Raw genomic sequence first — 12273 nt, 5'->3', positions numbered from 1 at the left:
AAATTGATTTTTTTAACAGAACGCCTACATCCCGGTTCGAATGGCTTCCACCGGATCCAGATTTGCAGCGGAGATTGCCGGCAATATTCCCGAAATTAGACCGATAAATGCGGCGAGAGTAGTTCCTAAAACTATATTCCCGAAACTAAGAACAAATTCAAAATCAAGCACTTTTGTTAAGACTAGTGCAATTCCCCAAACCATTACTAAGCCAATTATTCCGCCGATAACAGAAAGAATTACTGCTTCAAACAAAAACTGAAATAAAATGAATCGGTTTTTAGCACCTAATGATTTCTGAATTCCGATTAAATTGGTTCTTTCTTTTACAGATACGAACATAATATTGGCAATTCCGAAACCACCTACTAAAAGAGAAAATCCACTGATAATCCATCCCACAACATTCATCTGTCCTAAAATTCCATCTATAAAATCGGTAAATCCGGAAAGTACATTAATAAAGAAATTATCTATTTCTCCGGCTTTCATACCACGAATAGCTCTTATTTTTTGTGCCACCTGTGCCTTATAAGCATCCATATCTATCCCTTTTACAGGCTTTACAACAATTACAGGTGTCATAGCATCACTATCACCATACATTCGGCGTAAAAAATTAGCCGGCAAATAAACCGATGTATCATTACTGTCTCCAAAAAAACCTGCTCCTTGTTTTGCAATTACACCAATTACATTAAAACGTTGTCCGTACAAGCGGATACTCTTCCCAATGGGATCACTTGTGCCGAAGAGCCCTTCAGCAATTTCGTAACCCAAAACAATAACAGCCGCACCCGAATTCGACTCAGATTCGGTATAAAATCTCCCTTTATCAAAACTTATTCCTTCAATATCTACAATTTCATTCGATGAAGGGATAATATTTACATCACTTACGGTTTTTGAATCGTATTTTAAACTTTCATGTTTTACAAAAAGCTGATACGCCACCTGATCCGTATTGGTCAATGAATTTTTCAATCCTACATACTCATCGTATTTCACATTTGGAAACTGATCTCTTTTCCATTGCGGAATTTCAGAAGGTCCAAAACTAAACTTCATTAAATAAATCGTATTTTTATCTAAGCTGCTCAAATCTTTAGAAATTTTACGATCTAAAGAATCAACTGCCGCCAAAACAGCAATAATCGAAAAAATTCCGATCGTAACCCCTAATAACGACAACAACGTTCGCAGTTTATTATTTCGCAGCGCATTTACGGCAAAACCCAAACTTTCTTTTAATAATCTTAGATAAACAAGCATATAGTCGTATTTTTCAATAAAGTAAAATTCAATAATTTAAAATCAAAAACCTAATAAAAGTTAACTTACTCATCAGTAGATTTTTTTAGCATAATGTTACATTAATTTTCTTTAAAGTAATATATAAAAAAACTACTTTTGCAGTCTCAAAAATCATAACTACACGATGAGCACAACTAAAACAATACAATCGGCATTAATCTCTGTTTTTTCAAAAGACGGTTTAGAGCCAATCGTTAGAAAATTACACGAACAAAATGTAACACTTTACTCGACCGGAGGAACCGAAGATTTCATAAAAAACCTTGGTATTCCTGTTGTTCCTGTTGAAGACATTACTTCTTTCCCTGAAATTCTTGGAGGAAGAGTAAAAACACTTCACCCGAAAATCTTTGGTGGAATTTTGAACCGTCAGGATAACGAAAGCGACGTTCGACAAATGAAAGAATTTGATATCCCTCAGATTGATTTAGTAATTGTTGATTTGTATCCGTTTGAAAAAACAGTTGCCTCAGGTGCAAGTGAGCAGGATATTATTGAAAAAATTGACATTGGCGGAATTTCACTAATCCGTGCCGGTGCAAAAAATTTCAAAGACACTGTAATTGTTGCTTCGGTAAATGAATACAGCCTGCTTTTAGATTTGATTACAGAGCAAAATGGTGCAACTACTCTTGAAAACAGAAGATTATTAGCAACCAAAGCATTCCACGTTTCCTCTCACTACGACGGAGCTATTTTTAACTATTTCAACACTGACGAAACCATTTACAAAGAAAGTATTGCAGATGGTCAGGTTTTAAGATACGGTGAAAACCCTCATCAAAAAGGATTCTTCTTTGGCGATTTTGATGCTATGTTCAAAAAAGTTCACGGAAAAGAATTATCATACAACAACTTATTAGATGTTGATGCGGCAGTAAACTTAATTAATGAGTTCAAAACTGACGGCCCAACATTTGCCATTTTAAAACACAATAACGCTTGTGGTTTAGCTTCGAGAAAAACAATTAGTGAAGCTTATTTAGCAGCGCTTGCTTGTGATCCAACATCTGCTTTTGGCGGAGTTTTGATTGCAAATACTAAAATTGATGTAGCAACAGCAGAAGAAATCAACAAATTGTTCTGTGAAGTGGTAATCGCTCCAAGTTATGACGAAGAGGCAATTACAATACTACAAGAAAAGAAAAACAGAATCATTTTAATTCAAAATGAAGTTGAATTACCAACAAGACAAGTAAGAACATGTCTTAACGGATTGTTAATTCAGGACAGAAATAATATTACAGATACTAAAGAGCATTTAAAAACCGTTACTATTACTGAGCCTACAGCTGAAGAAATAGAAGATTTGATATTTGCTTCAAAAATTTGTAAAAACACCAAATCAAATACAATCGTATTTGCTAAAAACGGAACATTAATTTCGTCAGGAACAGGTCAGACTTCAAGAGTTGACGCTTTAGTTCAAGCAGTTGACAAAGCAAAAGCTTTTGGATTTGATTTAACCGGTGCTTCGATGGCAAGTGATGCATTTTTTCCATTTCCGGATTGTGTAGAATTAGCCAAAAAAGCAGGAATAACTGCTGTTATTCAGCCAGGAGGCTCAATAAAAGACGAATTAAGCATAAATTATTGCAATGAAAACAATCTTGCAATGGTATTTACGGGAACACGTCATTTTAAACATTAATTTGTTTAACTTTGTTCAAAATAATTTATAACATTTTAAACCCCTAAAAAACTTATGGGATTTTTTGATTTCATGACCGAGGATATTGCGATAGACCTTGGTACCGCAAACACTTTAATCATTCATAATGATAAAGTTGTTATTGATAGTCCATCGATCGTTGCACGTGATAGAATATCAGGCAAAATCATTGCTGTTGGTAAGGAAGCCAATATGATGCAAGGTAAAACGCATGAAAACATCAAGACCATAAGGCCTTTGAAAGACGGTGTAATTGCTGATTTTGATGCTTCGGAAAAGATGATCAACATGTTCATCAAAAGTATTCCGGCATTAAAAAAACGCATGTTCACTCCGGCTTTAAGAATGGTGGTTTGTATTCCATCCGGTATTACCGAAGTGGAGATGAGAGCGGTAAAAGAATCTTGTGAGAGAGTAAACGGAAAAGAAGTTTACTTAATTCACGAGCCAATGGCAGCAGCGATTGGTATTGGTATCGATATCATGCAGCCAAAAGGAAACATGATTGTTGATATTGGAGGTGGTACTACAGAAATTGCCGTTATCGCATTAGGTGGAATTGTATGTGACAAATCTGTGAAAATTGCAGGTGACGTTTTCACAAATGATATTGTTTATTATATGCGTACTCAACACAACCTTTTTGTTGGAGAAAGTACAGCAGAGAAAATAAAAATTCAAATTGGTGCCGCAATCGAAGATTTAGACGGACCACCGGAAGACATGTCTGTTCAGGGTAGAGACTTACTTACAGGGAAACCAAAACAAGTAGATGTTTCTTACCGTGAAATAGCAAAAGCACTTGACAAATCGATTCAGCGTATTGAAGATGCGGTAATGGAAACATTATCTCAGACTCCGCCGGAATTAGCAGCCGATATCTACAACACAGGTATTTATTTAGCTGGTGGTGGATCGATGTTAAGAGGTCTTGACAAACGTATTTCGCAAAAAACAGATTTACCTGTTTATATTGCTGAAGACCCGTTAAGAGCTGTTGTTCGTGGAACCGGAATGGCACTTAAAAACATTACAAAGTTCAAAAGTATCTTAATCAAATAAGATCCATAATAACAATCAATATATTTTCTCGGAGCCAAATTTAAACATTTGGCTCTGATTAAATTTGAAACCAAAAGCATATCCTGAAACAAAATAACCACACAAGAAATGCAGCAAATTTTTAATTTCATTATAAGAAACAGTAATCGATTGCTGTTTTTGCTGCTTTTAGGTATTTCGTTGGCACTCACAGTTCAGTCTCATTCTTACCACAGAAGCAAAATAATCAGTTCGGCCAATTTTCTAAGCGGAGGTGTTTATGAAAGAATCAATCGCGTAAATGAATATTTGAATTTAAGAACTGAAAATGACGAACTTGTACTTGAAAACGCAAGATTAAAAAGTCTATTATTCAACAAACAAGACACCACAAAACTACCTTTGGCAGACAGTGTAAAAGGAGTTAAACCTGCGGATATTATTGTTTCAAAAGTAATTCACAACTCCTATAACACACACGAAAATTTCATCACGCTTAACTCGGGATCAAATGACGGCGTTAAACCTGATATGGGGGTAATCAATAGCTTAGGAATTATTGGTATTATTGATGACACATCACCAAGATATGCGACTGTCGTAAGTATTTTGAATACAAAATCTCAAATCAATGCCAAGATTAAAAAGTCAAATCATTTTGGATCATTGACCTGGGACGGTAAAAGCACCGGATTTGCACAGTTAAAAGATGTTCCGAGATTAGCTTCCATCAGAAAAGGCGACACCATCGTAACCGGAGGACAATCGGTAATTTTCCCTGAAGGAATCAACATTGGAACAGTTGACAAGATTTATATTGAGAAAAACACAAGTTACTACGTCATAAATGTTAAACTGTTTAACGATATGACCAACTTGGGACACGTATACATCATCAAGAGCAAGGACAGAGAAGAACTTATTAATTTAGAAAACAAGGAGAAAAATGAATAGCGCTTTGTTACTCAATATTTTTCGATTTATTATGTTACTAGCAATTCAGGTTGTTATTTTCAATAATATGAATTTTTTAGGGTACATAAGTCCCTTCCCATATATCTTGTACATTATTTTGTATCCGGTAAACAGCAACCGAACAGGTTTGATTGCATCCAGCTTCTTACTTGGAATTATTATGGACATGTTTTGTAATTCGGGAGGAATTCATGCAGCAGCATGTCTTGTACTGGCTTATTACAGACCTTATATCTTTAAATTCTCGTTTGGACTTAGTTATGAATATCAAACTATTAAACTGAATGATTCCTTAACCCCAGAACGATTTTCATTTATTTTAGTTTCTGTTGTATTACACCACATCGTGTTATTTATTCTCGAAGCTTTTCAGTTTAAATTTATTCTCGACGTTTTGCTTCGAACTTTATTTAGTTCGATCTTTACCATAATCACCTCAATTATCATAATTTACCTTATTAAGCCTAATAAACGATGAGAAAAGTTTTGCTGCCCTCTTTAATTATTATTGCAGCATCCTTGCTAGTGATCAGGATCTTTTATTTGCAGATTATCGATGATTCGTTTAAGTTAAAATCCGAAAATAATGCCATAAAGAAAAAGTATGACTATCCAGAAAGAGGTTATATTTATGATCGACATGGAAAATTATTGGTTGCCAATCAGGCTTCTTATGACATCATGGTGATTCCAAGAGAAATCAAAGAAGACCTTAATATTCCTGAATTCTGTACTTTATTAAACATTACCAGAGAAGAATACGATAAAAGAATTGCCAAGGCCAAGGTATACAGCCCAAGATTGCCTTCGGTATTTCTAGCACAGCTAAACAAAAATGAATTCGCCGCTTTTCAGGAAAAAATTCGAAAATATGAAGGCTTTTATTTCCAAAAGCGTTCTCTTCGTGACTATGAAGTAGATTACGGCGCCAACATCTTTGGCTTTATCACACAGGTAAACGAACGACAGATTGCCAAAAACCCTTACTACAATAGTGGAGATTTAATTGGAAAGCAAGGTGTTGAAGAAAGCTACGAAGACATCCTTAGAGGTATTAAAGGTGTAAAATACATTCAGAAAGACAAATACAATAGGGAAATTGGCTCTTACAAAGAGGGCAAATACGATACTATCGCCGTAGCGGGAGAAGACATCAATTTAACAATCGATGCCGAACTTCAAAAATACGGAGAAGAGTTAATGATCAATAAAAGAGGAGGAATTGTGGCTATCGAACCTAAAAGTGGGGAGATTTTGGCATTAGTAACTGCTCCTTCTTATGATCCGGGAATTTTAGTTGGAAGACAACGATCTAAAAATTACACCCTTTTATATCACGATTCGATTGCAAAACCATTATACGACAGAGGACTTTTAGCAGAGTACCCTCCCGGTTCTCCGTTTAAAATTCTTACCGGTCTGGTTGCTTTACAGGAAGGCGTTATCAACGAGCAAACCACTTTTATGTGTCACCATGGATTTAGCTATGGTAGAGGCCGTTTTATGAAATGTCACGGTTTTGGTCCTCATCAATTACACAATGGGATTTACAATTCCTGTAATACCTATTTTGCACAATCTTACATGCTAACCATTAACAAATACAACAATCCTGCTAAGGCGGTAGATGTATGGAGCGATCACATTAAAAGTTTCGGCTTGGGACAATTTATGGGCTATGACCTTCCAACAGGTAAGAGAGGAAATATCCCAACATCAAAAACATATAAAAGAATTTATCCTAACGGAGGCTGGAGAAGCACAACCATCGTATCGAATGCTATTGGTCAGGGAGAAGTTCTAATGACTCCTATTCAACTAGCCAATATGATGGCAACTGTCGCCAATCAGGGATACTATTATACCCCTCACATCATTAAAAAGATCGAAGGAAAGAAAATTGATGCAAAATTCACCACTAAACATGTTACCACAATTGACCAAAAATATTTTCCGCCAGTTATAAGTGGTTTGTTTGATGTGTATAACAAAGGAACAGCTTACGCACTTCGGGTAGAAGGTATTGATATTTGTGGAAAAACAGGTACTGCGGAAAATTTTGCAAAAATTAACGGCAAAAGAACACAGCTTAAAGATCACTCTATATTTGTGGCTTTTGCACCAAAGGATAATCCAAAAATTGCAATTGCAATTATGATTGAAAATGGAGGATTTGGAGCTACCGTTGCGGGTCCGATTGCCAGTTTAATGATCGAAAAATATCTGAGACATAAAATCACCAGGACCGATTTAGAAACAAGGGTTTTAAACAAAAGCTTAGCCAGCGAGTATGCAAAACTGGGCGGTATGAACGAAGCCAGTGCCATTGAATCTACACCGAAAGATTCTACTTTAAAAGCTAAAATTGTTCCCGTTAAACCGGTGACACCAAAAGCAGAAGTTAAGAAAACAGTATCAGACACCACTAAAAAGAACTAACAAAGATTATTTCAAATGAAAAATCAAAGTGTAAAAAATAACATTGACTGGATAAGCGTTTTTATCTACATTTCGTTGGTGATATTAGGGTGGCTGAACATCTATTCTTCCTCTTTATTATCAACCGAAGGAACTTACCAAAAGCAATTAATCTTTATCGGATGTACCATTCCTCTGATTTTTGTGGTGCTTTTTGTAGATGGAAAGTTTTACGAGAAATACGCCACTATTATTTTTGGCGTTTCACTATTGTCCTTAGCCGGTTTATTCTTATTTGGAAAAACTATTGCCGGGCAAAGATGTTGGTACGCTATTGGCAGCTTCACTTTGCAGCCATCTGAGTTTGCCAAGGCAGCCACTTCATTGGCATTGGCCAAATATTTAAGTGACACACAAATCAACCTGAAAGACACTAACAGGCAGCTTCAAGCTTTGGCTATCGTATTTTCACCTGTATTATTAATTTTACCTCAACCCGATCCGGGAAGCGCCTTAATTTATAGTATTTTCATTATTGTACTGTATAGAGAAGGACTACCATCCTGGTATGTATGGACTGGATTCATTACCATTCTATTATTTGTATTAACACTCGTTCTGGAACCTTATGTGGTTATTTTAATTGCCTTAGGAGTTTTGACGATCATACATTTCAAAGGCAGGGTGGTTGATAGAAATATTATCTTAAGCGGTATTCTTTTAGCTGTTATGTCCGCTTTTGTTTTCTCTGTAGATTATGTTTTCGATAATGTTTTTAAACAGCACCACCGTGACCGTTTTAATATCTTATTAGGAAAAAGTGTTGATATGAAAGGTATTGGATACAACACTAATCAATCTGAAATTGCTATTGGATCCGGGGGATGGATTGGAAAAGGTTTCCTTGAAGGGACTCAAACCAAAGGAGGATTCGTTCCTGAACAACACACCGATTACATCTTCACAACCGTTGGAGAAGAATGGGGTTTTGCAGGGTCTTTAGTAGTAATCTTGCTTTTTGCCGGTTTATTTCTGAGAGTAATCTATCTGGCTGAAAGGCAAAAAACAAAATTCAGCAGGGTATACGGGTATTGTGTTGCCGGAATTTTGTTTATACACTTCTTTGTTAACATTGCCATGGTTATTGGAATTTTCCCAACAATTGGGGTTCCTCTGCCTTTCTTTTCTTATGGAGGTTCCGGACTCTGGGGATTCACAATTTTACTGTTTATCTTCTTAAAAATGGATGCCAATAAGGTAAATGAATGGTAGTTTTCTTAAAGAGACTAAGCTTCTGAGGTACTAAGGTGCTAAGTTTTTTATTCAGAGACTCAACGATTCAAAGGTTTACGTTTAAAGTTTCTCTTAAATCCTATATTTCACAACTCACATTTCACAAGAAAAACATATTACATAAAAAAAGTCCGAAACTTAATTGCTTCGGACTTTTTTATAGATTTTATTTGAATTATATCTTTTCGCTTGGTCTCTTTTTAAAGAGTTTTATCAATACAGGAAATGTAGATATGATAACAATTATAATAATGATGTATTCGATGTGATGTTTTAAATCTATTCCTTCTTTCAAAAACACTCCATACAAATAGTGTCCGGCGAAGATCAGTATAAACGACCATAAGAAAGAACTTAGAACATTAAAAAACATGAATTTCTTTTTATCCATCGAAACTATTCCTGCCACAATAGGCGCGAAAGTTCTGAAAATTGGAAGAAAACGTGCGTAGATAATTGCTTTTCCACCGTACTTCTCAAAGAAGTCTTTTGATTGCAATAAATATTTTTTCTTGAACCAAAAAGAATCTTCTTTTTTAAACAAATAATAACCGCTTTTGGCACCAAACCAATATCCGGTCATATTTCCTAATACTCCCATTATAGCAACCAGAGTCGAAAGTATAAATACATTAAGAAAATCTGTTGGTATATCAACAACATTCTGCATTAAGTCACGACTGTAAATGCCTGCTAAAAAAAGTAAACTGTCTCCCGGGAGAAAAAATCCTGCAAAAAGTCCTGTTTCAGCAAAAACTATAAAGAGAACAATAAATAAACCAATTTGAACCCCTCCGATGCTTAATGTTATATAAAATTCAGGGTTGATTAATTGAGTCCAATCAAAATTATTCATAAATGCGCTTGGTTATATTTATAAGGTGGTGAAATTAACAATAATTTGCTTCAACCACAATTAAAAGCCATATTTTAAAGATAAATTAACTATTAAAAGCCCGGATACAAACCCGGGCTCTTTTGTTTTTTATTCTCTTACATATTTGCAGCAGGAATGTAGATTATCATAATCAGCATCCGTAGCTTTAACCTCTTTAGTATCATGCCCTACCTTAGCAATAACGGCATTTAAATCTGCCGTAGATGATTTTTCTTCGTTCAAAATCACCGCAAGCTGATGCGTGTTAATATCCCAAACCGCCGATTTTACACCAGGAACACTAAAAGCGGCTTTTTCAATACGCTTTTTGCATTGCTCACAAGTACCATTTACTTCTGTTGTATACTTTAAATTCTTGTTCTTTTTAGTTTGAGCCTGAGCTGAAAATCCTAAAAAAGTTACTAGTGCAATTAAAATTATTCTATTCATCTTGTTTATTATTTAATGTTATTTTTTTTTATGTTAGATGTTTTATGTGAGATGATTTATGTAAGATGGTTGAATTTCCACATTTCACTTTTCACATTTTACAAATAACATTTCACTTTTCACCTCTATTTTATCTTAAAACGCAATCCCGCGTAATACATCTGCCCAAAAATAGGAGCATACGCAACAGAAGCATCAAAATTAGGACCAAATGGATCTGAAGCTCCTAAAATGGCTTTTTCCTGTTTGTAATTCCCAATATTTTCCCCTCCTACGTATACTTCAAAAACAGACGAAAGAATTCGCGTTACCTGAACATTCATCACCGCATACGAAGGTGAAAAATCAGGGAATTGATCCGCAACTGGATTTGATGCCGTATAAGGTAATTGTTGTTTACCAGACCAGTTAAATGTATAATCAAATTTCCATTGCTTACCCTCATTTACTTGGGTTTCGTATTCAAGATTCCCCAAAAAGCGGTGTTTCGCCTGCAAAGGACGCTGAAAAGTTCCTCTCAGATAATCCGTTTGAATGTCGTAATACTTGTAAGCCGTTCTTAAATTCAGGTTATGAATCAATTCGAAATTAAATTCTGCCTGAAAGCTATTGGCAAACGAGCTTCCTTTTAAATTATAAAACAAAACATCCTGCGGACTTTGCATCAAATCTACAACGGCCTGATTTTGAAAATCGGTACGATAGAAATCAAATCCTACTTCTGCGTTTTTATTAAAAAGACGGAATTTCTGAGAAAAACTCACCCCATAATTCCATGCGATTTCCGGATCCAATCCATAAATTTTCCCACCTTGATCTAAAATTGAAAAAGTTCTCGAACTTGCAAAAAGCTGCTGATTTTCGGCAAAGATATTAGCCGAACGTTTCCCTCTTCCTGCCGAAACACGAAGCACTCCAAACTTCCAGGGATTGTATCGCATGTGTAAACGTGGCGTAACAAATAACCCCAATCGATTGTGATTGTCTACCCTGCCTCCTAAAATCAAACTAAAATTATCTGTATTATCATAAGTGTATTCGAAAAATGCTCCTACAGAATTATCGATTCGGCTGTAATCGTTTACATTTACAAACTCCTGATACTGATCATAAGCAAAATTTAATCCGGTAGAAAACTTATGCTTCGTATTGTTGATAATCGAATTGAAGATTAAGTTCGAATAAAAACTATTTTGTCTGATATCATAAAGGCTCAGTCCAAAGTAAGAGTTCTGATTATGGGTATTAAAGGCATTCTGAAAACCGATACTTTGATACGGCATGTCTTTAAAGACATATCCAATTTTTGTAGAAACATCAAAACGTTCTGTATTGATTTCTGAACCCCAGTGATTTTTCGTTCCGCGATCTGTATCCTTATCAAAATCAAGTTCTCCGGTCTGTTTTTTATCATTCATATACCTGAAATTGATAAAACTTACTAAACCACTGTCGGGATTGTAATATTGGTAACGATTCAAAACATTAATCTGTTTTCCCAACGGATTATCCAAAAAACCGTCGTCGTTCATATCGTTCTTTGCTACACGCGCATTACCATGAACAAACAAACTTGTTGCCCATTTATCCGACAGCTTTCTATTAAAATGGGTATTCAGCTCAAAACGAGCATCTGTGGAGCCATAAGCATTTAAAAAAAACGGGATGTCGTTTAATGGTTTTAAAAGTTCAGTATTAATCTGTCCGGAAATGCTCTCATAACCATTGATAACACTCCCCGCTCCTTTTGTAATCTGAACACTTTCGATCCATGTTCCCGGAGTAAACGATAATCCATAGGCTTGTGAAGCCCCGCGTACAGAGGGAAGATTCTCTTCGGTGATTAATAAATAAGGGCTTGTTAAGCCAAGCATTTTAATTTGTTTGGTTCCGGTTAAAGCATCCGAAAAATTCACATCAATCGAAGGATTTGTTTCGAAACTCTCGGCCAGGTTACAGCAGGCTGCTTTTAATAACTCCTTGCTGGTAATAACAGTAGTATTGGATGTAAGCGTATAGGATTTTTTTATTCCTTTTTGCTTTTTTGTGATTTTTACTTCCTGCAGATCTTCTTGCGAAAACGCAGATACGGATAGCAAAAATGCCACAAAAAGCAGTATACTTTTTTGCATAAAAAAATGATTTAATGTTAAATAGAAAGCTGTTTCTATAGAATTTCTTCAAAAGGAGAAATAAACAAACAGCATAGCGCAAGCCAAAAAGGCCTGGATCT

At 35.5% G+C, this 12273-nt stretch carries 10 protein-coding genes; 6 read left to right on the top strand and 4 right to left on the bottom strand.

Annotated elements, in window-relative coordinates; translation table 11 throughout:
* Positions 1-24: 24 nt before the first annotated feature.
* A complete protein-coding gene (locus tag OLM58_RS09480; RefSeq protein ID WP_264532095.1) occupies positions 25-1272 on the bottom strand; it encodes an ABC transporter permease in 1248 nt (415 codons plus the stop codon).
* A gap of 166 nt (positions 1273-1438) precedes the next feature.
* Between OLM58_RS09480 and purH the strand changes: the two genes are divergently transcribed.
* From purH to rodA, 6 genes are all read left to right on the top strand, one after another.
* Positions 1439-2965 (top strand): bifunctional phosphoribosylaminoimidazolecarboxamide formyltransferase/IMP cyclohydrolase, encoded by a 1527-nt coding sequence (gene purH, locus OLM58_RS09475; protein ID WP_264532094.1) that lies wholly within the window; start codon positions 1439-1441, stop codon positions 2963-2965.
* A gap of 54 nt (positions 2966-3019) precedes the next feature.
* Positions 3020-4048: a rod shape-determining protein gene (locus OLM58_RS09470; protein ID WP_017498379.1), complete on the top strand. Its 1029-nt coding sequence runs from the start codon at positions 3020-3022 to the stop codon at positions 4046-4048.
* Between the two features lie 108 nt (positions 4049-4156).
* Positions 4157-4981, top strand: a complete 825-nt coding sequence (gene mreC / locus OLM58_RS09465) for a rod shape-determining protein MreC (RefSeq protein WP_264532093.1) — start codon at positions 4157-4159, stop codon at positions 4979-4981.
* Entirely contained in the window at positions 4974-5480 is a 507-nt protein-coding gene (locus OLM58_RS09460) for a rod shape-determining protein MreD (RefSeq protein ID WP_264532092.1), read from the top strand. Before mreC ends, OLM58_RS09460 begins: the two co-directional genes overlap by 8 nt.
* Entirely contained in the window at positions 5477-7441 is a 1965-nt protein-coding gene (mrdA, locus tag OLM58_RS09455; protein WP_264532091.1) for a penicillin-binding protein 2, read from the top strand. The genes OLM58_RS09460 and mrdA overlap by 4 nt, the downstream gene beginning before the upstream one ends.
* Positions 7442-7456: 15 nt before the next feature.
* Entirely contained in the window at positions 7457-8692 is a 1236-nt protein-coding gene (gene rodA / locus OLM58_RS09450) for a rod shape-determining protein RodA (protein ID WP_070905914.1), read from the top strand.
* Between the two features lie 196 nt (positions 8693-8888).
* On the opposite strand, the gene OLM58_RS09445 is transcribed toward rodA, so the two are convergent.
* The 3 genes from OLM58_RS09445 to OLM58_RS09435 form a co-directional block, all read right to left on the bottom strand.
* Positions 8889-9569 carry a DedA family protein gene (locus OLM58_RS09445; protein WP_017494825.1) on the bottom strand — a complete coding sequence of 227 codons (681 nt, stop codon included), beginning with the start codon at positions 9567-9569 and terminating at the stop codon, positions 8889-8891.
* A gap of 129 nt (positions 9570-9698) precedes the next feature.
* Positions 9699-10040 (bottom strand): heavy-metal-associated domain-containing protein, encoded by a 342-nt coding sequence (locus OLM58_RS09440; RefSeq protein ID WP_264532090.1) that lies wholly within the window; start codon positions 10038-10040, stop codon positions 9699-9701.
* A gap of 125 nt (positions 10041-10165) precedes the next feature.
* Positions 10166-12172, bottom strand: coding sequence for a TonB-dependent receptor plug domain-containing protein (locus OLM58_RS09435; protein WP_264532089.1), 2007 nt, complete (start codon positions 12170-12172; stop codon positions 10166-10168).
* Positions 12173-12273 lie beyond the last annotated feature (101 nt).

The organism is Flavobacterium sp. N502540 (assembly GCF_025947365.1).
Taxonomy (GTDB): domain Bacteria; phylum Bacteroidota; class Bacteroidia; order Flavobacteriales; family Flavobacteriaceae; genus Flavobacterium.
Note: the sequence above shows the minus strand (reverse complement) of the source record. Positions and strands in the feature narration are given on the sequence as shown.